Genomic DNA, 19,939 nt, shown 5'->3' on the forward strand with positions numbered 1-19,939 from the left:
TCAGCCGGCGCGCGCCGCGTCGAAGGCTTCGCGCAGCACGGCCAGCGAGCCGACGTGGTTGGCCAGCACGAGCACGAGCCGTGCGTTGAAGGCGTGGCTTTCTTCGGTGGAAAGCCCCTGGTGGGCTTCGATGAGCGCCTCGTAGAAATCGTCGGGCGCGTCGAGGTTCGGCGTGGTGATCAGCTGTTGTTGCATCGGGGTCATGCCTTTGCCAGTGCGTGGTCGAGGGCCGCGCGAATGTTTGCCGCCGTGGGGTGCCGCCAGCGCGCGCACACATGCTGGTCGGGTCGCAGCAGATAGACGGTGCCGGGCTGCGCGTCGTAGCGCTGCGTGGCGAGTTCGGCGCCGTCACCTTCCACGCGCACGACGTGCAGCGCGAGGTCGCTGGCGTTCAGCGCTTGCAGGCTGCGTTCGGCGGCGTCGCCGGTGCCGAACACCAGCGCGGTGAAGCGCGCCACATGGCATTCGCGCAGCAGCCAGCCGGTGCTGCCGTCGGCGCGCCGCACGGGCGCATCGGCCGCGGCCGCGCCGGGCACCATCGCGCCGGCGAAGCTGTCGGCGTCGGGCGTGTTGAGCGGCGAGTCGCGCAGCACCGTGGCCACCGACAGCCGCCCGCTGTTGACCAGCGAGCGCGCGAAGGCGTGGCGCTTCGTCAGTTCGAGCACCGCGTCGCGGAACAGCCGGCTCACCTCGCTCTTGGGCGTGATGAAGTCGGTGGCGCGCGTCGAATTGCGGATGTTCTCGTCGGCCGCGAACTCGCGCTCGCTGGCGTAGCTGTCGAGCAGCGCGTCGGGCGCGTCGCCGGCCAGCACGGCCGCGAGTTTCCAGGCGAGGTTGTCGGCGTCCTGCACGCCCGAGTTGGCGCCGCGCGCGCCGAAGGGCGACACGCCGTGCGCCGAGTCGCCCGCGAACAGCACGCGGCCGTGGCGGAAGCGCTCCATGCGCTGGCAGGCGAAGGTGTAGACGCTGGCCCAGCCGATCTGGAACTGCACGCCTTCGAAGCCGATGCTGTCGAGCAGCGCGCGCACGCGCGGCGTGATGCGCTCGGGCTTGCGCTCTTCCACCGGGTCGGCGTCCCAGCCGAGCTGGAAGTCGACGCGCCACATGCCGTCGGCCTGCTTGTGCAGCAGCACGCTCTGGCCGGGGTGGAACGAGGGGTCGAACCAGAAGCGGCGCTCGGTGGGCAGGTGCGCATCCATCGTGATGTCGGCGATGAGGAAGCGGTCGCGGAAGGTGCGGCCCTTGGCTTCCTGGCCCAGCAGCTGGCGCAGGTTGGAGCGGGAGCCGTCGCAGGCGGCGACGTAGCCGGCGGCCAGTTCGTAGTTGCCTTCAGGCGTCTCGATGGTGAGCACGGCGCCGTCGCCCTGCTGTTCGATGCCGACCACCTTGTTGTTCCAGCGCAGGTCGATCAGCGGCAGTGCCGCGGCGCGCTCGACGAGGTAGCCCTCGACGTAGTACTGCTGCAGGTTGATGAAGGCCGGGCGCTCGTGGCCGGGCTCGGGCAGCAGGTCGAAGCGGTAGACCTGCTCGTCATGGAAGAACACCTTGCCGACGTGCCACGACACGCCCTTGTCCACCATGCGGTCGCCGCAGCCGAGGCGGTCGAACACCTCGAGCGTGCGCTTGGCAAAGCAGATCGCGCGCGATCCGCTGGACAGGCTGTTGTCGTTGTCGAGCAGCACCACGGGAATCTGCCGCAGGGCGAGGTCGATGGCGAGCGTGAGGCCCACCGGGCCGGCGCCCACGACCACCACGGGGTGGCGGGCGGGCGCGGCGGCGTCCTGGTCGGCGTGGCGGGTGTAGTCGAAGCGCAGGCTTTGGTAGTCGATCACGTGTTGTCTCCGTGTTCTTGTCGTTTCCGTCGCCTTCCCCGCGCGGGGGAAGGTCGCGGCGCGATCAGCCTTCCAGGGCCTTCCACATGTCGATGTCGCGCTGCGCCGTCCACACGCGCGGGTCGGCATGGCCCGAGGCCTCGTCATACGCACGGCTCACGTCGAAGGGCATGCAGTGGTCGAAGATCACCCACTGGCTGTACTTGGGCTTGAGCTTCTCGTAGGTCTCCTTGTAGACCGCGTTCAGGTCGCGGCCGGCTTTCACGCCGTCCTGCACGCTGGCGTACACGTCGGCGATGAAGGCGCGCGTTTCCTGCAGGCCCTTGGCCACGTCTTCGGGCGTGGTCAGCGCGGCGCCGCGGCCCGGCACCAGGGCCAGGGGCTTCAGGGCGACAAGGTTGTCCAGCGTCTGCGGCCAGTCCTGGAAGTAGGCGTCGCCGGCGTACGGCGTGGCGCCGAACTCGACCAGGTCGCCCGACAGCAGCGCGCGCTCCTGCGGCAGCCAGACGACCGTGTCGCCCTTGGTGTGGCCGCGGCCCAGCTGCAGCAGCTGCACTTCGAGCTTGCCCAGCCACAGCGTCATCTTGCCGGTGAAGGTCATGGTGGGCCAGGTCAGGCCCGGGGGCACCGTCTCGACGTTCTGGAACAGGCGCGGAAAGCGGCCGATTTCGCTGGCCTTGTCTTCCTCGCCGCGCTCGACGATCAGGTCACGCGTGTCCTGGCTGGCCAGGATGTGTTCGGCGCCGTAGCCGGCTGCGCCCAGCACGCGCACTGCGTGGTAGTGGGTGAGCACCACGTACTTGATGGGCTTGTCGGTCACTTCGCGGATGCGGCGCACCACGTCGGCGGCCATGGCGGGCGTGGCCTGGGTGTCGGCCACCAGCACGCAGTCGTCGCCAATGATGATGCCGGTGTTGGGGTCGCCCTCGGCCGTGTAGGCCCAGGCGTGCTCCGAAATCTGGCTGAAGGTGATCTTCTTTTCTTCCAGGTCGGCCTGGCTGGCGAACTTCTTGGCTTGGCTCATCGTGTGTCTCCGGTGGGGTGGTTTTTGGATTCACCTTATTCGTTTAAGGCGAACGAGTTTGCAGATAACGAATGCGCGAAGTGTAAGCCCGAGATCAGTTCATGTCTAATGCCTTCTTCATGAACGAACAACCAGACGGCAAGGCGGCCATGGCAGCGACTGTTGACACCGACCGCGCCCAGCGCGGCATCCAGAGCATCGAAGTCGGCGGGCAGCTGCTGCGCGCGCTGGTGCACCACGGCCGCCCGATGGCGCTCAAAGACCTTGCCCGCGAGGCGGACATGACGGCCGCCAAGGCCCACCCGTACATGGTGAGCTTCGGCCGGCTGGGCCTCATCGAGCAGGACCGCGCCAGCGGCCACTATCTGCTCGGCCCGCTGGCCTTGCAACTGGGGCTGATCAGCCTGCAGCAGGCCGACCCGGTGCACATCGCCACGGCGCTGATCGGCCAGCTCGCGCAGCAGATCGGCCACACCGTGGCACTGGCCGTGTGGGGCGCGCGCGGCGCGACCATCGTGCGCACGGCCGAGTCGCCCTCGCCGGTGCACGTGAACATGCGCCACGGCACGGTGTTCTCGCTCACCAACACGGCCTCGGGCCGCGTGTTTGCCGCCTACCTCGACCCGGCCGTGGTGCGCGCGCAGCTCGAGGACGAGCGCCAGCGCCAGAAGCAGCGCAAGGGCGCCGCCGAACCCGCGCCGCCGGCCGGCATGCCGCCGGTGCAGCCGCTGCCCTCGTGGAGCGACTTCGAGCGCCAGTGCCAGGAAGTGCGCGACCACGGCATCAGCCGCTCCGACGGCGAGGTGATCGAGGGCGTGAGCGCCATGGCCGCGCCCGTGTTCGACCACACCGGCGCCATCGTGCTGGCCGTGACCGCCATCGGCCCGGCCGGCATCTTCCACACCGCCTGGGACGGCGAGATCGCGCGCGCGCTCAAGGCCTGCGCGGGCACGGTGTCGCAGCGCCTGGGTGCGAGCAACAGCCCGGGAGGGGCCGGCGTCGTGGTTCCCTCCGTCTCCGATCGATGACCCTGTTTTCTTCTGCCTTGTCTTCCTCTGCTTCTTCTTCCGACTCCGACGACCTCGCGCTGCGCATCGACCGCACCGTGGCGCTGCTGCGCGGCGCCCGGCGCATCGTGGTCTTCTCGGGCGCGGGCCTGTCCAAGGCCTCGGGCATCCCGACCTACCGCGACGCCGACGGCCTCTGGATGAGCCAGAACGCGCTCAAGTTCTCGCACGCCGACGACCTCGCGCGCGACCCGGGCGGCTTCACCAAGTTCTGGGCCCAGCGCCTGTCGCTGATCGAGACCGCGTCGCCCAACCCCGGCCACCTTGCGCTCGCACAGCTGCAGCGGTTGCGCCCTGCGACCCGGCTCATCACGCAGAACGTCGACGGCCTGCTTGGCAAGGCCGGCGGCCAGGATGTGCTCGAACTGCACGGCTCGCTGCGCCGCTGGCGCTGCGACCACTGCGGCAACCGCAGCGGCCCCTGGCCGTTCCACCGCTGCCTGCGCTGCGGCTCGCACGCGCGGCCCGACGTGGTCATGTTCGGCGAGATGCTGAACGCCGGCGTGCTGCTCGACGCGCAAGTGGCCGCGCAGGAGTCCGACCTGTTCCTGGTGGTCGGCAGCACGACCATCGTCTACCCGGCGGCCGAGTTGCCCAAGCTGGCGATGGCGCGCGGTGCGCGGCTGGTCACGCTGAACATCGAGCCGTTGCCGCATCTGGATGATGCGGCGGCGGTGGTGTTGCGGGGGGCGTCGGAAGATCTGTTGCCGAGCTTGCTGGCGGGCATGGTCGGCGACTGAGCCGTCAGCCGGCCCGCAGCTTCTCGCGCAGCACGCGCCAGCGCGCGAGGCTTTCGGCGGGCCAGAAATCCTTGCGGTCGTAGTACTCAGGCACCGCCGGTGCGCCGGCTGGCAGCACCACCCACGGCTGTTTCGACATCGTGAAGATGTGCAGGTCCGGCGGCAGCCGGTCGGGCGTGTCGAGCGTGCCCACGCGGATGAAGCTCACGGCGTCACCGGCGCCTGCGTAGTGGCTCCACAGTGCGACATGGCAGGCCGGGCAGCGCGCGTACGTCTGGCCGCGCCCGCTGGCCGAGGGCGTGAGCACCCGATCGACCGCGCCCTGCAGCATCTGCACGTGTTCCGGTTCGATCAGCGCATTGAGCGCGAAGGACGAGCCCGTTTCGCGCTGGCACCAGCGACAGTGGCAGCAGTGCACGAAGAGCGGCGGGGCGTTCAGGCGGTAGCGCACCTGCCGGCAGGTGCAGCCGCCTTCGAGCGGCACGAAGGCGTCGGCCATGGCCGGGGTCGGTGGGCCTTCAGCCCTTCTTGCCACCCAGCAGCACCAGCGCGCCGCCCACCACGATCGCCGCCACGCCGGCCCAGGACGGGATGTTGACGTTCTGTTTTTCCTTCACCGAGAACTCCAGCGGGCCGAGCTTGGCCTGGTGGGTTTCCTTGGTGAAGCTGAAGCCGCCCAGGCCGAGCCCGGCGATGCCGGCGACGACCAGCAGGATGCCGACGATGCGCGTTGCGTTCATGGGACGGGTCTCCTCGAGGTGGTTGGAAAGCACAGAAATAAAAAACGCCGGTCGCTCAGCGCCGCGGTGCAGCCGCGCGCGGCTGCGGCGGCTCTTGCTGCTGCAGCTGGTCGACCCATTGGACGACCTCGGCCATGGCCGCGTCGCTCGCTGCGATGAGCGCCTTCACGCCGCCGGGTGCGTCGGCGCTGGCCGCGGGGCGGCGCACGGTGAAGGTCCGCTGGCCCATCACGCGGTCGCCGCCGGTGGCGCTGCGGACCAGCGTGGCGCGCAGGCGCACGAGGCCCGTGCTGCTGGCCGGCGCATCGAAGTAGTGGCTGAACTCGTCGAGCGAAATGCGCAGCGTGTCGGGCACGATGCTCTCGGTGCGTGCGAGCGTTGCGCTTTCTTCGGGGCCGAGCACGGTGCGGCGCTCGGCGAGCGTGTCGCGCAGCCGCTGGCGCAGCAACTGCGCGGGCGGCAGGCTCCAGCGCGACTGGCCGTAGGGACGCAGCTCGTTGGCATCGGCGTAGCCCATGCGGTACAGGATCTGCGTGCCGTCCAGGCGCGCGTTGCTGTCGAACTCCGCGAGGGACAGTGCAGGCAGCGCGGTCGTCGGCGCGGCAGCAGCAGGTGCGGCGGTCGAGAGACCGGGGCCGAAGTCGTACAGCGTGGCGCGCGCCGGCTTGTCGGGCAGCATGCCGCAGCCGGCGAGCAACAGCACGCAGCCGAGGCTGGAGAGGGCGGGGAGGGTGTTCTTCATGCGCATGGTGTTCTGCTCCCGGTCAGTGGCGTGCGGCGGGCGCAACGAAGCCGGGCTCGCCCGGGCCCGCGACCGCGCCGCCGTTGCCGAACAGCAGCGATTGCGGGTTGTCGTTGATGCTGTCGGCCGCGCGGCCCAGGCGGCGCACCGCGTGGGCGGTGTCGTCGGCCACGCGGTTCACGCGCGGCAGGGTGGCGGCGTTGAACGAATCGACCGCCTGCGCCAGCGCCTTGGTGCCCTCGCTCAGGCGCTCGACCGGGCCGTCGGGTGCGTTGAGCTTGCCCACGGTGGAGTTGAAGTTGTTGGCCACGCGCGAGACGTCGCCAGCGGCTTTCTTCACCGTCGACAGCGTCTCGGGCATGGCGGCGAGCGTCGGGTTCAGGCCGGTCTTCACGGTGTTGTCGAGCTGCTTGAGCAGCGTGTTGGCGCTGGCCGAGGCGGCTGCGATGTTCTCCAGCGCATCGGCCACGCGCTTCTGGTTGGCGTCGGCCAGCAGCATGTTGGCGCGCTTGGTCACTTCTTCGACCTGGTCGATGATTTCTTCGCCGCGGTCCTGCAGCTTCGCGAGCATCGAGGGCTTGAGCGGAATGCGCGGCGGGTTGTCGTTGTTCGGCTTGAGCGCGACGGTCGACTGGCCCTCGTCGTCCAGCGCGATGAAGGCCAGGCCGGTCACGCCCTGGTAGCTCAGCGTGGCAAAGCTCGACGTGGTGAGCGGCACGCGCTCGTCGACCGTGATGCGCACGCGCACGTTGCCACGGGTCTTGGGGTCGAAGTCGATCGAGGTCACTTTGCCGACCGAGATGCCGCGGTAGCGTACCTGGGCCTGCGGCTGCAGGCCGCTCACGGCGTCGCGGGTGGAGAGCTCGTACACGTTGCGCACGGTGTTGTCGCGCGTGAACCAGACCACCAGCGCAACGAGCGCGGCGATCAGGCCGAGCACGAAGGCGCCGGCGGCGAGGGCGTGGGCCTTGTTTTCCATGGGGACCTACCTTTCTTCAGCGCGCGCGGCCTCGGGCCGCGGCGCGGGTGGTTCTTCTTTGCCGGCGGCGGGCTTGTCGTGCAGCGCCTCCAGGGCGCGCTGGCCGCGCCCGCCGAGAAAGTATTCGTGGATGAAGGGATGCGGGTAGGCGATGACTTCGCGCGCCGTGCCGCTCACGATCACCTTGTGGTCGGCCAGCACGGCGATGCGGGTGCTCAGGTCGAACAGGGTGTCCAGGTCGTGCGTGACCATCACGACCGTCAGGCCCAGCTCGCGGTGCAGGCCGCGCAGCAGGTCGCAGAAACTGTCGGACGCCTCGGGGTCGAGGCCGGCCGTGGGCTCGTCGAGCAGCAGCAGCGGCGGGTCCATGATGAGCGCGCGCGCCAGCGCCACGCGCTTGATCATGCCGCCCGACAGGTCCGACGGGCTCTTGTTCGCATGCTGCGGCTCCAGCCCCACCATCTGCAGCTTCACGAGCGCGGCATGGCGAATCAACTCGTCGGGCAGCAGCTTGAGTTCGCGCAGCGGGAAGGCGATGTTCTCCAACACGCTGAAGGCCGAGAACAGCGCACCGTGCTGGAACAGCATGCCCACGTTGGCCGCGCCGGCCGCGCTGAGTTCACCCGGCGCCCGGCCCAGCACCTCGACCGTGCCCTTCGTGGGTTTCTGCAGCCCGAGAATCTGCCGCAGCAGCACCGTCTTGCCGGTGCCCGAGCCGCCGACCAGCGACAGCACTTCGCCGCGGTCGAGGTGCAGGTCGAGGTCGCGGTGCACCACCTGCTCGCCGTCGGGGCTCTTGAACACGGTCCAGAGCTTGCGGATGTCGACGACGGTGCCGGGCGGGGATGTCGTGGCGGCGTTCATCCGCGGAATCCTATGCCCTTGAACAGGACCGCAAACAGCGCATCGACCAGGATCACCGCGGTGATCGAGGTCACGACCGACGACGTGGTGCCGCGCCCCAGGCTCTCGGTGTTGGGTTTGACCTTCATGCCGAAGTAGCAGCCGATTAGCGCGATCAGCACGCCGAAAACCGCCGACTTGGCCAGCGCGAGCCAGAGGTTGGCGATGGGCACCGCGCGCGGCAGGGCCGACAGGAAATACGCCGGCGAAATGCCGAGCGCGGCGTCGGCCGCGAGCATGCCGCCGGCCAGCGCCGCCATCGACGTCCACAGGCTGATCAGCGGCATCGCGATGGCCAGCGCCAGCACGCGCGGCATCACCAACCGGAAGCCGTGCGGGATGCCCATGACGCGCATGGCGTCGAGCTCTTCGGTGACGCGCATCACGCCGATCTGCGCCGTGATCGCCGAGCCCGAGCGGCCCGCGATCAGCACGGCGGCCAGCACCGGCCCCAGCTCGCGGATCAGCGACAGGCCGAGGATGTTCACCACGAAGGCCTCGGCGCCGTAGTTGCGCAGCTGCTGCGAGATCAGGTACGCCAGCACCACGCCGATGAGCAGGCCGACCAGCGCCGTGATGTGCAGCGCCGTGGCGCCGAACTGATACAGATGGCCCGAGAAGTCGCGCCACGGCGCGCGGTGCGGCGCGCGCGCCAGCGTGCACAGGTCGAGCGCGAGCTGGCCGATGAGGCCCACGAAGTCGCGCATCACCGCCATCGCGCGCGGGCCTTGGTGGGCGAGTTCGCGCAACCGGTCGCTCAGCGATTTCGGGGGCTCGTCGGGCGTGGCGACCGTGAACTTCGCCACCTGGTCGAGCACCGCCTGGTGCTGCGGCGACAGCTCGAGCGTGGCCGGCCAGTCGTGGCGCCAGTGGTCCCACAGCAGCTGGGCGCCGATGTGGTCGAGCTGGCCGATGGGGCGCAGGTCCCAGGCCTGGTCGTCGGCCGGCGGCAGGGCCGCGAGGTCTTTGGCCACCGCCTCCCAGGCCGGCCGCGACGACATCGCCAGCGTGGTCCAGCACCCGCTGGCCACGGCCCAGCTGCGGCCGTCGGCGTCCTGCGTGCGCGCGCGCGGCGGCGCAGAGGCGTCGTCGGTGGCGGGCAGGTCGGCAGACGACGGGGTGGAAACCATGGGCGTGCGAGTGAGGCTGTTTGTTAACAAAGGACGCAGGTGAGACGGCGCATCGTAACCGCGTGCATCCGGGGCTTGTGTGCGTCTGGCCCTTCGTTTGCGTAGGGCCAGACGCCGTTTTTTCAGGAACCCTTCAGCTCCAGGCCCGGGCCAGCGCGTTCCATGCGCTGGCGATCACGGGTTCGTCGCGGCGCGCCGCCAGCGAGACGAAACGCAGCGCGCAATCGAGCCGCACGCGGTCGGCCAGCACGAGGCCGTGGGCCTGGCTTTCGCGGATCGCGATCGAGTCGCGCACCAGGCTCAGGCCGACGCCCGACTTCAGCAGGTCGAGCATCGAGGCCTCCTGGTCGACCAGCGCCACGCGCCGGGGCGCCAGGCCGAGCGGGCCGAACACGCGTTCCAGCAGCCGGTGGTGTGCCGACTCGGGCGGCGTGGCCAGCCAGGGCAGGGCGGCCAGCGCCTTCCAGTCGCGCCCGAGCACCTGCGGGCCCCAGCCGGCCGGCGCGACCACGCGGTAGCTGAAGCGGGTGAGCGTGCGCACCGCCAGCGGCGCCGGGGCCGCATCGTCGGACTCGTCGCCGGGGTCAAGGTGAAAGCCCACGTCGAGCTCGCCGCGCAGCACCTGCGCCAGCACGCTGCCGCTCATGCCGTGGCGCAGCTCGGTCTCGATCTGCGGCGCGGCCTCGACCAGTTCGCGCAGGAACACGCCGAGCCGCGTGAACTCGGGGTCGAGGATGGTGCCGATGCGCAACGCCCCGCGCACCGTGATCTGCAGGTTGCGCGCGGCCTGCTGCAGGTCGCCCACGGCCGCCAGCACGCGCTCGGCCTGCGGCAGCAGGGCCGCGCCGTCGGCCGTGAGGGCCAGCCCGTGCGGCGTGCGCGTGAACAGCACCAGCCCCGTCTCTTCGGCCAGACGCTTGAGCTGCAGGCTCACCGCGGGCTGCGTGAGGTGCAGCTTTTCGGCGGCGCGCGAGACGTTGCCCTCGCGCGCCGCCAGAACGAAGGCGCGCAGAATCTGGAGGTCCATCGATGGCACAGTCATATAAGACTGATTTATAGCGCCATCGACGCGAATTCATTGGCTTTCTCTTCGTGGATTGGGCCAAATTGCCTTCAGGAGACCCGAACATGTCCATCAGCACCCGAAATATCGACCACCACATCGCCGGCACCGCCGCCGCCAACACCTCCGGCCGCACGCAGGACGTGACCAACCCCGCCACCGGCGCCGTCACCGGCAAGGTCGGCCTGGCCGACGCCGCGCAGGTGGGGGCCGCCGTGGCCGCCGCGCAGGCCGCATTCCCCAAGTGGGCCGACACGCCGCCCATTCGCCGGGCCCGCGTGATGTTCAAGTTTTTGGAGCTGCTCAACCAGCACAAGGACGAGCTCGCCCACCTCATCACCGCCGAGCACGGCAAGGTCTTCACCGACGCGCAGGGCGAAGTGAGCCGCGGCATCGACATCGTCGAGTTCGCCTGCGGCATTCCGCAGCTGCTCAAGGGCGACTTCACCGACCAGGTGAGCACCGGCATCGACAACTGGACGCTGCGCCAGCCGCTGGGCGTGGTCGCGGGCATCACGCCCTTCAACTTCCCGGTGATGGTGCCGATGTGGATGTTCCCGGTGGCCATTGCTGCGGGCAACACCTTCGTGCTCAAGCCCAGCCCGACCGACCCGAGCGCGTCGCTCTTCATGGCCGAGCTGCTCAAGCAGGCCGGCCTGCCCGACGGCGTGTTCAACGTGGTGCAGGGCGACAAGGGCGCGGTCGATGCGCTGCTGGAGCACCCCGACGTCAAGGCGATCAGCTTCGTGGGCTCCACGCCCATTGCCAACTACATCTACGAAACCGGCGCCCATCACGGCAAGCGCGTGCAGGCCCTGGGCGGCGCGAAGAACCACATGGTCGTCATGCCCGATGCCGACATCGACCAGGCGGTCGACGCACTCATCGGCGCCGGCTACGGGTCGGCCGGCGAGCGCTGCATGGCGATCAGCGTTGCGGTGCTGGTGGGCGACGTGGCCGACCGGCTGCTGCCCAAGCTCATCGAGCGCACGAAGACGCTGAAGGTGCTCAACGGCACCAACCTCGCGGCCGAGATGGGCCCGATCGTCACGCGCGCCGCGCATGAACGCATCACCGGCTACATCGACCTGGGCGAGAAGGAAGGCGCGAAGCTGCTGGTCGATGGCCGCAGCTTCGACGGCAACAAGGCGGGCGAAGGCTGCGGCGACGGCTTCTGGATGGGCGGCACGCTGTTCGACCACGTCACGCCCGAGATGCGCATCTACAAGGAAGAGATCTTCGGCCCCGTGCTGGGCTGCCTGCGCGTCGCGACCTTCAAGGAGGCTGTGGACCTCATCAACGCGCACGAGTTCGGCAACGGCGTGAGCTGCTTCACGCGCGACGGCAACGTGGCGCGCGAGTTCGGCCGCCGCATCCAGGTCGGCATGGTCGGCATCAACGTGCCGATTCCGGTGCCGATGGCGTGGCACGGCTTCGGCGGCTGGAAGAAGAGCCTGTTCGGCGACATGCACGCGTATGGCGAAGAGGGCGTGCGCTTCTATACGAAGCAGAAGTCGATCATGCAGCGCTGGCCCGAAAGCATCGGCAAGGGCGCCGAGTTCGTGATGCCGACGGCGAAGTAAAGGTAAAAGGGGGCGCCGCACGCGCGGCGCTTCCCATCCGAAGAACAACGAGAGACAAAAGCCAGCCGCCATGAGCGACACCACCTTCGACTACATCATCATCGGCGCCGGCACCGCCGGCTCGCTCATCGCCAACCGCCTGAGCGCCGACAAGACCAAGCGCGTGCTGCTCATCGAGGCCGGCCGCAAGGACGACTACCACTGGATCCACATCCCGGTGGGTTACCTCTACTGCATCGGCAACCCGCGCACCGACTGGCTCTACAACACCGAGCCCGACGCGGGCCTGAACGGCCGCACGCTGCGCTACCCGCGCGGCAAGACGCTGGGCGGCTGCTCCAGCATCAACGGCATGATCTACATGCGCGGCCAGTCGCGCGACTACGACCAGTGGGCGTCTCTCACGGGCGACGAGGGCTGGCGCTGGGAGAACGTGCTGCCGGCCTTTCGCAAGCACGAAGACTTCTACCTCGGCGCGGACGAGATGCACGGCGCGGGCGGCGAGTGGCGCGTCGAGAAACAGCGGCTGCGCTGGGACATCCTCGACGCGTTCGCCGATGCGGCCGTGCAGGCCGGCGTGCCGCACACCACCGACTTCAACCGCGGCAGCAACGAAGGCGTGGGCTACTTCCAGGTCAACCAGAAGAACGGCTGGCGCTGGAACACCGCCAAGGCCTTCCTGCGGCCCACCTGCTACGGCCGCCCCAACTTCGAGCTGTGGACCGGCGCGCAGGTGTCGCGCCTGCTGTTCGAGACGCTGCCCGACGGCACCAAACGCTGCACCGGCGCGCAGGTGTGGAACGGTTCCGAGATGAGCACCGCCCACGCCGAGCGCGAAGTGATCCTCAGCGCGGGCGCCATCGGCTCGCCGCAGATCCTGCAGCTGTCGGGCATCGGCCCCGCCGATCTGCTGCGCCAGCACGGCATCGACGTGGCGGTCGACGCGCCCGGCGTCGGCGCCAACCTGCAGGACCATCTGCAGATCCGCGCGGTCTACAAGATCGAGGGCGCACCCACGCTCAATGTGCTGGCTTCGTCGATGGTCGGCAAGGCGAAGATCGGCCTCGAATATCTGATGAAACGCAGCGGCCCGATGAGCATGGCGCCGTCGCAGCTCGGCGCCTTCACGCGCAGCTCGCCCGACCGCGAGTGGCCCAACATCCAGTACCACGTGCAGCCGCTGTCGCTTGACGCCTTCGGCGAACCGCTGCACAGCTTCCCGGCCTTCACCGCGAGCGTGTGCAACCTGAACCCGACGAGCCGGGGCTCGGTGCGCATCAAGAGCGCGCGTTTCGAAGATGCGCCCGCCATCGCGCCCAACTACCTGAGCACCGAGGAAGACCGCAAGGTCGCGGCCGACTCGCTGCGCGTGACGCGCCGCATCGCGCAGCAGCCCGCGCTCGCGAAGTACAAGCCCGAAGAGTGGAAGCCCGGCGCGCAGTACCAGACCGACGAAGACCTCGCGCGGCTGGCCGGCGACATCGCCACCACCATCTTCCATCCGGTCGGCACTACCAAGATGGGCGCCGACGGCGACCCGATGGCGGTGCTCGACGCGCGCCTGCGCGTGCGCGGCGTGCACGGCCTGCGCGTGGTCGATGCGGGCGCGATGCCCACCATCACGAGCGGCAACACCAACAGCCCGACGCTGATGATGGCGGAGAAGGCAGCGGGCTGGATTCTGGAAGACAACCGCAACCGCTGAGCCGACGTCAGCGGCGCGGCTTGGCGCCGCGCTTGGTGTCGGCCTCCAGGCGCGCCTTCGCACCTTCGAGCATGAGGTCCACGCCGACCTCGAACATCGCATCGGGGCCGGCCTTGCGGTAGCTGGCGAAGGCCTCGGCCAGCAGCGGGCGCGACGCTGCGGCAGCATCGAGCGCCTGCTGCCGCACTTGCGCATCGGGCGGCGCCGCCTGCTCCTCGAGCACGCAGCCCACGGTGTAGCGGCCCAGCGCAATCAGCAGCGCCATGGCCTGCGTCGCCGGCAAACCCCGGCTGACCACGGCCGCCAGTTGGGCCTCCACCATCTCGAGGTCGCCCGGGTCGGGTTCGGAGCCGGCATGCAGGCGTGCGCCGTCGCGCCGCGCCAGCAGTGCGCGCCGGAAGCTGCGCGCGTTCTCGCGCAAAAACGTCTCCCACGATTCGCCCGCCAGCGGCAGCCGGCGGTCGTGCGCGCGGCGCAGGATCTCGCGGTTCATCGCGTCGAGCAGCGCGCGCTTGTTCTTGAAATGCCAGTACAGCGCCGGCTGCTGCACGCCGAGCCGTTCGGCCAGCAGCCGCGTGCTGAGCTTGTCCATGCCGACCTCGTCGAGCAGCGCGAGCGCGGCCTCGAGGATCACTTCACTGTCCAGTTTCATGTCGGTGTGCGTGCCCGGGAGTGGGCAAATGAGGGGTTCTTCACAGCCTGGAATTTATCGATGATAATTCCTTATCGATGATAAATTCTGATCTTTCTTCTCCGCCCGCCGTCGCGGGCGGTCGCCATGCGCATGCGGTGATCCTGGCGATCGTCACGCTCGACGCCATCGGCATCAGCCTGGTCATGCCGATCGTGCCGGGCCTGCTGCGCGAGGTCGGCCACACCGGCGACCTCGGCTGGCGCTTCGGCGCTTTTCTGTCGCTCTACGCGCTGATGCAGTTCCTGTGCGCACCCGTGCTCGGCGCGCTCAGCGACCGCTTCGGCCGCCGCCCGGTGCTGCTGGTGTCGGTGGCGGGCGCGGCGATCGATGCGCTCTTCATGGCCTTCGCGCCCTCGCTGTGGCTGCTGTTCGTGGGCCGCGCGATCGCAGGCCTGACGGGCGCGAGCATGGCGGTGGCTTCGGCGGCCATCGCCGACCTCACGCCCGAGCACCAGCGCGCGCGCTGGTTCGGCCGCATGGGCGCCTGCTTCGGGCTGGGCTTCATCGCCGGGCCGGCGATCGGCGGCGTGCTCGGCGACCACGGCGTGCGGCTGCCGTTCGTGGCCGCCGCGGTGCTCAACGGCATCACCTTTCTGGTCGGCCTGCTGGTGCTGCGCGAGTCGCGCCCGAAGGCGCTCGCCGCCAAGCCCTTCAACCGCGGCGTGCTGCATCCGCTGGCGCCGCTGCGCTGGGCCGTGGGCGTTCCCGCGCTGCTGCCGATCCTCGGCGTGTTCGGGATGCTCGTGATGGTGGGCGAGGTTGCTGGCACGACCTGGGTGCTCTACGGCGAGGACCGCTTCGCCTGGAACGCCACCACGGTCGGCCTGTCGCTCGCGTGCTTCGGCCTGCTGCATGCGCTGGTGCAGGGCTTCGTCGCGGGCCCGGTGGTCGAGCGCTGGGGCGAGCGCGCGGCGATCGCCATCGGCACGCTGGCCGACTGCACGGCCTACGCGTTGATCGCCTTCGCCACGCAGGGCTGGATGGCGCTCGCGCTGCTGCCGCTGCTGTGCATGGGTGGCATCGGCCAGCCCGCGCTGCAGGCGACGCTCTCGCGACGTGTGGGCGAAGCCGAGCAGGGGCGGCTGCAGGGCGTGCTCGCGAGCCTCTCGAGCCTGGCCTCGGTGGTCGGGCCTCTGGTGATCAGCTCGGTCTACTTCGCGTTCCGCGTGCGCTTTCCGGGCATCGTGTGGCTGGCCGGCGCCGTGCTCTATCTGGTGTGCCTGCCGGTGATGCTGCGCCGGTCGTCGCCGGCGCGCTGATCACTTCAGCTTCCTGTCTTCGCTCTTGGCTTCGGCCATCGCCTCGGGCTCCAGTTCTTCGGCGTAGCGGTTCAGGCGGATGAAGAGTCCCCAGCCCGCCATCAGCAGGCCCACGGCGCCGAGCATGGCCGCGGCGTGCAACATCAGCTCGGGCGCCTCGCGCGCCTTGAAGGTCACGACCAGCCCTTCGACCGCGACGGCCACCACGATCACCACCATGAAGCGCGAGAGGAACCGGCGCACGCGCGTGGGGGCGCCGATGTGCGCGTCGCGCACCACTTCTTCTTCGAGCACGGTCTGTGAGATCTGCAGTGCGACGACGCCGGCCGCGAGCAGGCCGACCGCTTCGATGACGGCCTCGGCCGCCGGAAGGTCCAGGCCGTTCATGACCGCGCCCCAGCCGGCGCGCGCCGCAATCACGACCAGCACGAGCGAGGCCACCGCGAACGCGAGCGCCATCAGCGCATGGACCGTGGCGTAGAGGGCATGGATGAGCTTCATGGCGCGTCCGGCGGGAAGTGAAGGTGCGGAATCTTCAGCGCCCACCGGCGCGTCGCGCGTAGGCGCGCAGCCCGTCGCGCAGGGAGCGCACGCCGAGTTCATTCCGCAAACGCATCAGGTCCTTCCAATTTTTCACTAGGCAAGGGCGCGGGTTTCGCACATATTGGCCCGGTTCCGCCGTTCCGTTTCTTTCCTCCCCCTGGAGCGTCCATGCCAGAAGCCCAGACCCCTGTGTCCCTCCCCGCCGAAGTCGACCAACTGCTGCAGCGCCTGGGCGTGCCCCGCACCGCCCACACCGGCGGCGACCTCACGGTGCGCTCGCCGGTGTCCGGCGAAGTGATCGCGCAGGTGCCGCAGACCACGGCCGTGGAAGCCACCGGCGCCATCGGCCGCGCGCACGAGGCCTTCAAGGCCTGGCGCAATGTGCCGGCGCCGCGCCGCGGCGAGCTGGTGCGCCTGCTGGGCGAAGAGCTGCGCGCCGCCAAGCAGGACCTGGGCCGCCTCGTCACGCTGGAGGCCGGCAAGGTTCCGTCCGAGGGTGCGGGCGAGGTGCAGGAGATGATCGACATCTGCGACTTCGCGGTCGGTCTCTCGCGCCAGCTCTACGGCCTGACGCTGGCCACCGAGCGCGCCGAGCACCGGATGATGGAAACCTGGCATCCGCTGGGCGTATGCGGCGTGATCTCGGCTTTCAACTTTCCCGTGGCCGTGTGGTCTTGGAACGCGGCGCTCGCGCTGGTGTGCGGCGACTCGGTGGTGTGGAAGCCTTCGGAAAAAACACCGCTCACCGCACTGGCCGTGCACGCCATCGCGCAGCGCGCCATCGCCCGCTTCGGCGATGCGCCCGAAGGGCTGCTCGGCCTGCTGCTCGGCCAGCGCGACATCGGCGAGGTGCTGGTCGATGATCACCGCGTGCCGATCCTCTCGGCCACCGGCTCCACCGCGATGGGTCGCCAGGTGGGGCCCAGGCTCGCGGCGCGCTTCGCCCGCGCGATCCTCGAACTGGGTGGCAACAACGCCGCCATCGTCACGCCCTCGGCCGACCTCGATCTCACGCTGCGTGGCATCGCGTTCGCGGCGATGGGCACCGCGGGCCAGCGCTGCACCACGCTGCGGCGCCTGTTCGTGCACGACAGCGTGTACGACGCGCTGGTGCCCAAGCTCGTGAAGGTCTACGGCAACGTGCAGGTGGGCGATCCGCGCGAGGCCGGCACGCTGGTCGGTCCGCTGATCGACCGCGCGGCCTTCGACGGCATGCAGAAGGCCCTGAACGAAAGCCGCGAGATCGGCGCCACGGTGCACGGCGGCCAGCGCGTCGAGGGTATCGGCACGCCCGACGCCTATTACGTGCGCCCCGCGCTGGTCGAATTGAAGTCGCACGACGGCCCGGTGCTGCGCGAAACCTTCGCACCCATCCTCTACGTGGTGCGCTACCGCACGCTCGATGAAGCCATCGAGTGGCACAACGCAGTGGGCGCGGGCCTGTCGTCGTCGATCTTCACGCTCAACGTGCGCGAGGCCGAGCGCTTCATGTCCAGCGCTGGTTCGGACTGCGGCATTGCCAACGTCAACATCGGCCCGAGCGGTGCCGAGATCGGCGGCGCCTTCGGTGGCGAGAAGGAAACGGGCGGTGGCCGCGAAGCGGGCTCCGACAGCTGGAAGGCGTACATGCGCCGCGCCACCAACACCATCAACTACTCGACGGCATTGCCCCTCGCCCAGGGCGTGACCTTCGACATCGGCGACTGACCCACCCCGGCCTGTTGTTCTCGCCGCGCAGCACCTCGCTGCAGCGGCAGGGCAGCGGTCGCGCATATCCCCCCAAAGAAAACCACCAGGAGACAGAAAAGATGAAGATGCAACTGAAGAAGACCCTTGCCACCGCCGCGCTGCTCGCGCTCGCCTTCGGCACCACCGCCACCGCGCAGCAGACCCCCACCGGCGGCACGCTCGACAAGATCAAGACCAGCGGCAAGGTCGTGCTCGGCGTGCGCGAAGCCTCGCCGCCGATGGCCTACATGCTGGGCGCGGGCGAGAAGTACGTGGGCTACCACGTCGAACTCTGCGAGCGCGTGCTGAAGGACATCGTGCCTTCCGCGAAGCTCGAGTACATGGCCGTGACCGCGCAGAACACCATCCCGCTGGTGCAGAACGGCACGCTCGATATCGGCTGCGGCCCCACCACCAACAACACCGCGCGCCAGCAGCAGGTGGCCTTCGCGCTCACCACGTACGTGAGCGAAGTGCGCATGGCGACCCGGGTCGATTCGGGCATCACCTCGCTCGACCAGCTCGCGGGCCGCAACGTGTCGGCCTCCACCGGCACCACCGCCGTGCAGCTGCTGCGCAAGCGCGAGCGCGCGCAGAACGTCTCGTACAACACGATGCTCGGCAAGGACCACCTGGAGAGCTTCCTGCTCATGGAGTCGGGCCGCGCCGATGCCTTCGTGCTCGACGACAACCTGCTCGCCGGCATCATCGCGAACTCGAAGAACCCGACGGCCTACCGCATCACCGGCGAGGCGCTGGGCTCCGAGCCGATCGCGCTGCTGTTCCGCAAGGACGACCCGAGTTTCAAGGCCGCGGTGGACGAGTCGCTGCGCAAGCTCATGAAGAGCGGCGAGCTCGAGAAGATCTACACCAAGTGGTTCGTGGCCGCGATTCCGCCGAAGAACACCAGCCTCCATCTGCCGATGAGCCCGGCCCTGAAGCAGCTGCTGCTCGAACCCAACGACAAGCCATTGGAAGCCTACGCGAAGTGACCGACGCCGCCGTGTTCTCGCCGGCGCAACGCGTGCGCGCCATCAATGTCTCGGAGATCCTGCGCATCACCGACCACGCGCAGGCGCTCAAGCGCGCCGGCCGCCCGGTGATCGTGCTGGGCGCGGGCGAGCCCGACTTCGACACGCCCGAGAACATCCGACATGCGGCTTCGCAGGCCATTGCGCGCGGCGACACGCGCTACACGGTGCTCGACGGCAGCCCGGCGATGAAGGCGGCGGTGCAGCTGAAGTTCAAGCGCGACAACGCGCTCGACTTTGCGCCCGACGAGATCAGCGTGAGCGCCGGCGCCAAGCAGGTGATCTTCAACGCGCTGATGGCGAGCTTGAATCCGGGCGACGAAGTGATCCTGCCCGCGCCGTACTGGACTTCGTACGCGGACATCGTGCAGATCTGCGGAGGTGTGCCGGTGTCGGTGGCGTGCGGCGAGGAGAACGGCTTTCGGCTGACCGCGGCGCAACTGCAGGCGGCCATCACGCCGCGCACGCGCTGGCTGTTTCTCAACTCGCCGTCGAACCCGAGCGGCGCGGCCTACAGCGCGGCGCAACTGAAGCCGATCACCGACGTGCTGCTCGAGCATTCAGGCGTGTGGGTGCTGGCGGACGATATCTACGAACACATCCTCTACGACGGCCTCGCCTTCGCAACGCCGGTGGCCGTCGAGCCGCGGCTGCGCGAACGCACGCTCACGGTGAATGGTGTGTCGAAGGCCTATGCGATGACCGGCTGGCGTGTCGGCTACGGCGCCGGGCCGCGCGCGCTGATCGCGGCGATGGCCGTGGTGCAGAGCCAGTCGACCTCGTGCCCGTCGTCGGTGAGCCAGGCCGCGGCGATCGAGGCGCTCACCGGGCCGCAAGGCATCGTGGCCGAGCGTTGCGCATCATTCCAACAGCGCCGCGATTTCGTCGTGGCCGCGCTCAATCGCACGCAAGGCCTGCACTGCCGCGTGCCCGAAGGTGCCTTCTACACATTCGCGAGTTGCGCCGGCGTGCTCGGCAAGCGCACCGCCGGCAGCGCGCTGCTGCAGACCGACAGCGACTTCTGCCGCTACCTGCTGCAGGACTTCGACGTGGCGGTGGTGCCGGGCAGCGTGTTCGGGCTCGCGCCGTATTTCCGCATCTCGTATGCGACGTCGATGGCGCAACTCGAAGAGGCGTGTGCGCGGATTTCCGCAGCTTGCGCCGCGCTCTCCTGAA

Annotated in this window: 20 protein-coding genes; 8 read left to right on the plus strand and 12 right to left on the minus strand. The window is 69.4% G+C overall.

Features of this window, described 5'->3' with window-relative positions; genetic code table 11:
* The 3 genes from IG196_RS00495 to IG196_RS00505 all read right to left on the minus strand — a co-directional run bounded on the left by IG196_RS00495 (window position 1) and on the right by IG196_RS00505 (window position 2,856).
* Window positions 1–195: a DUF2783 domain-containing protein gene (locus IG196_RS00495; RefSeq protein WP_192194501.1), complete on the minus strand. Its 195-nt coding sequence runs from the start codon at window positions 193–195 to the stop codon at window positions 1–3.
* Window positions 196–200: 5 nt separating this feature from the next.
* Complete coding sequence (locus IG196_RS00500; RefSeq protein ID WP_192194502.1) at window positions 201–1,832, minus strand: FAD-dependent oxidoreductase; 1,632 nt, start codon at window positions 1,830–1,832, stop codon at window positions 201–203.
* 64 nt (window positions 1,833–1,896) lie between these two features.
* Window positions 1,897–2,856 (minus strand): MBL fold metallo-hydrolase, encoded by a 960-nt coding sequence (locus IG196_RS00505; protein WP_192194503.1) that lies wholly within the window; start codon window positions 2,854–2,856, stop codon window positions 1,897–1,899.
* 149 nt (window positions 2,857–3,005) lie between these two features.
* Here IG196_RS00505 and IG196_RS00510 point away from each other — a divergent pair, with 149 nt between their 5' ends.
* Both IG196_RS00510 and IG196_RS00515 read left to right on the plus strand, forming a co-directional pair.
* On the plus strand, window positions 3,006–3,884 hold the full coding sequence (locus IG196_RS00510) for an IclR family transcriptional regulator (RefSeq protein ID WP_192196878.1): 879 nt from the start codon (window positions 3,006–3,008) through the stop codon (window positions 3,882–3,884).
* 17 nt (window positions 3,885–3,901) lie between these two features.
* Window positions 3,902–4,663: an SIR2 family NAD-dependent protein deacylase gene (locus IG196_RS00515; RefSeq protein WP_225616874.1), complete on the plus strand. Its 762-nt coding sequence runs from the start codon at window positions 3,902–3,904 to the stop codon at window positions 4,661–4,663.
* A 4-nt stretch (window positions 4,664–4,667) separates the two neighbouring features.
* On the opposite strand, the gene IG196_RS00520 is transcribed toward IG196_RS00515, so the two are convergent.
* From IG196_RS00520 to IG196_RS00550, 7 genes are all read right to left on the minus strand, one after another.
* Window positions 4,668–5,162 (minus strand): GFA family protein, encoded by a 495-nt coding sequence (locus IG196_RS00520; RefSeq protein WP_192194505.1) that lies wholly within the window; start codon window positions 5,160–5,162, stop codon window positions 4,668–4,670.
* A 19-nt stretch (window positions 5,163–5,181) separates the two neighbouring features.
* Window positions 5,182–5,403 carry a hypothetical protein gene (locus IG196_RS00525; RefSeq protein WP_099794622.1) on the minus strand — a complete coding sequence of 74 codons (222 nt, stop codon included), beginning with the start codon at window positions 5,401–5,403 and terminating at the stop codon, window positions 5,182–5,184.
* Between the two features lie 55 nt (window positions 5,404–5,458).
* Window positions 5,459–6,145 carry an ABC-type transport auxiliary lipoprotein family protein gene (locus IG196_RS00530; RefSeq protein WP_225616875.1) on the minus strand — a complete coding sequence of 229 codons (687 nt, stop codon included), beginning with the start codon at window positions 6,143–6,145 and terminating at the stop codon, window positions 5,459–5,461.
* 22 nt (window positions 6,146–6,167) lie between these two features.
* Complete coding sequence (locus IG196_RS00535) at window positions 6,168–7,124, minus strand: MlaD family protein (protein ID WP_192194507.1); 957 nt, start codon at window positions 7,122–7,124, stop codon at window positions 6,168–6,170.
* 6 nt (window positions 7,125–7,130) lie between these two features.
* The gene (locus IG196_RS00540; RefSeq protein WP_192194508.1) at window positions 7,131–7,988 is read right to left on the minus strand and encodes an ABC transporter ATP-binding protein; all 858 of its coding nucleotides are present in this window, start codon (window positions 7,986–7,988) and stop codon (window positions 7,131–7,133) included.
* Entirely contained in the window at window positions 7,985–9,157 is a 1,173-nt protein-coding gene (locus tag IG196_RS00545; RefSeq protein ID WP_192194509.1) for an MlaE family ABC transporter permease, read from the minus strand. The genes IG196_RS00540 and IG196_RS00545 overlap by 4 nt, the downstream gene beginning before the upstream one ends.
* Window positions 9,158–9,290: 133 nt before the next feature.
* Window positions 9,291–10,184 (minus strand): LysR family transcriptional regulator, encoded by an 894-nt coding sequence (locus tag IG196_RS00550; RefSeq protein ID WP_412556363.1) that lies wholly within the window; start codon window positions 10,182–10,184, stop codon window positions 9,291–9,293.
* Window positions 10,185–10,285: 101 nt separating this feature from the next.
* Between IG196_RS00550 and IG196_RS00555 the strand changes: the two genes are divergently transcribed.
* Both IG196_RS00555 and IG196_RS00560 read left to right on the plus strand, forming a co-directional pair.
* On the plus strand, window positions 10,286–11,803 hold the full coding sequence (locus tag IG196_RS00555) for a CoA-acylating methylmalonate-semialdehyde dehydrogenase (RefSeq protein ID WP_192194511.1): 1,518 nt from the start codon (window positions 10,286–10,288) through the stop codon (window positions 11,801–11,803).
* Between the two features lie 70 nt (window positions 11,804–11,873).
* Entirely contained in the window at window positions 11,874–13,508 is a 1,635-nt protein-coding gene (locus IG196_RS00560) for a GMC family oxidoreductase (RefSeq protein ID WP_192194512.1), read from the plus strand.
* A 7-nt stretch (window positions 13,509–13,515) separates the two neighbouring features.
* On the opposite strand, the gene tetR is transcribed toward IG196_RS00560, so the two are convergent.
* On the minus strand, window positions 13,516–14,160 hold the full coding sequence (tetR, locus tag IG196_RS00565; protein WP_192194513.1) for a tetracycline resistance transcriptional repressor TetR: 645 nt from the start codon (window positions 14,158–14,160) through the stop codon (window positions 13,516–13,518).
* A gap of 77 nt (window positions 14,161–14,237) precedes the next feature.
* On the opposite strand from tetR, the gene tet reads away from it, so the two are divergent.
* Window positions 14,238–15,461, plus strand: coding sequence for a Tet(A)/Tet(B)/Tet(C) family tetracycline efflux MFS transporter (gene tet / locus IG196_RS00570; protein ID WP_192194514.1), 1,224 nt, complete (start codon window positions 14,238–14,240; stop codon window positions 15,459–15,461).
* Here the strand turns inward: tet and IG196_RS00575 are convergent, their stop codons facing one another.
* Entirely contained in the window at window positions 15,462–15,962 is a 501-nt protein-coding gene (locus IG196_RS00575) for a hypothetical protein (protein ID WP_192194515.1), read from the minus strand.
* A 210-nt stretch (window positions 15,963–16,172) separates the two neighbouring features.
* On the opposite strand from IG196_RS00575, the gene IG196_RS00580 reads away from it, so the two are divergent.
* From IG196_RS00580 to IG196_RS00590, 3 genes are all read left to right on the plus strand, one after another.
* Entirely contained in the window at window positions 16,173–17,711 is a 1,539-nt protein-coding gene (locus tag IG196_RS00580) for an aldehyde dehydrogenase family protein (RefSeq protein WP_192194516.1), read from the plus strand.
* 101 nt (window positions 17,712–17,812) lie between these two features.
* A complete protein-coding gene (locus IG196_RS00585) occupies window positions 17,813–18,724 on the plus strand; it encodes an amino acid ABC transporter substrate-binding protein (RefSeq protein ID WP_192194517.1) in 912 nt (303 codons plus the stop codon).
* Window positions 18,721–19,938 (plus strand): pyridoxal phosphate-dependent aminotransferase, encoded by a 1,218-nt coding sequence (locus IG196_RS00590; protein ID WP_192194518.1) that lies wholly within the window; start codon window positions 18,721–18,723, stop codon window positions 19,936–19,938. The genes IG196_RS00585 and IG196_RS00590 overlap by 4 nt, the downstream gene beginning before the upstream one ends.
* The last annotated feature ends 1 nt before the right edge of the window (window position 19,939 follow it).

The sequence above is a fragment of the Variovorax sp. 38R genome (assembly GCF_014843395.1).
In the GTDB taxonomy this organism is placed as follows: Bacteria; Pseudomonadota; Gammaproteobacteria; order Burkholderiales; family Burkholderiaceae_C; genus Variovorax; species Variovorax paradoxus_H.

Coding starts and splice junctions, on each gene's coding strand:
- IG196_RS00550 (WP_412556363.1), bottom strand. CDS start 10,184: ATGGACCTCCAGATTCTGCGCGCCTTCGTTCTGGCGGCGCGCGAGGGC.
- IG196_RS00560 (WP_192194512.1), top strand. CDS start 11,874: ATGAGCGACACCACCTTCGACTACATCATCATCGGCGCCGGCACCGCC.
- IG196_RS00525 (WP_099794622.1), bottom strand. CDS start 5,403: ATGAACGCAACGCGCATCGTCGGCATCCTGCTGGTCGTCGCCGGCATC.
- IG196_RS00505 (WP_192194503.1), bottom strand. CDS start 2,856: ATGAGCCAAGCCAAGAAGTTCGCCAGCCAGGCCGACCTGGAAGAAAAG.
- IG196_RS00530 (WP_225616875.1), bottom strand. CDS start 6,145: ATGAAGAACACCCTCCCCGCCCTCTCCAGCCTCGGCTGCGTGCTGTTG.
- IG196_RS00585 (WP_192194517.1), top strand. CDS start 17,813: ATGAAGATGCAACTGAAGAAGACCCTTGCCACCGCCGCGCTGCTCGCG.
- IG196_RS00495 (WP_192194501.1), bottom strand. CDS start 195: ATGCAACAACAGCTGATCACCACGCCGAACCTCGACGCGCCCGACGAT.
- IG196_RS00535 (WP_192194507.1), bottom strand. CDS start 7,124: ATGGAAAACAAGGCCCACGCCCTCGCCGCCGGCGCCTTCGTGCTCGGC.
- tet (WP_192194514.1), top strand. CDS start 14,238: ATGATAAATTCTGATCTTTCTTCTCCGCCCGCCGTCGCGGGCGGTCGC.
- IG196_RS00575 (WP_192194515.1), bottom strand. CDS start 15,962: ATGAAGCTCATCCATGCCCTCTACGCCACGGTCCATGCGCTGATGGCG.
- IG196_RS00510 (WP_192196878.1), top strand. CDS start 3,006: ATGGCAGCGACTGTTGACACCGACCGCGCCCAGCGCGGCATCCAGAGC.
- IG196_RS00545 (WP_192194509.1), bottom strand. CDS start 9,157: ATGGTTTCCACCCCGTCGTCTGCCGACCTGCCCGCCACCGACGACGCC.
- IG196_RS00540 (WP_192194508.1), bottom strand. CDS start 7,988: ATGAACGCCGCCACGACATCCCCGCCCGGCACCGTCGTCGACATCCGC.
- IG196_RS00580 (WP_192194516.1), top strand. CDS start 16,173: ATGCCAGAAGCCCAGACCCCTGTGTCCCTCCCCGCCGAAGTCGACCAA.
- IG196_RS00555 (WP_192194511.1), top strand. CDS start 10,286: ATGTCCATCAGCACCCGAAATATCGACCACCACATCGCCGGCACCGCC.
- IG196_RS00520 (WP_192194505.1), bottom strand. CDS start 5,162: ATGGCCGACGCCTTCGTGCCGCTCGAAGGCGGCTGCACCTGCCGGCAG.
- tetR (WP_192194513.1), bottom strand. CDS start 14,160: ATGAAACTGGACAGTGAAGTGATCCTCGAGGCCGCGCTCGCGCTGCTC.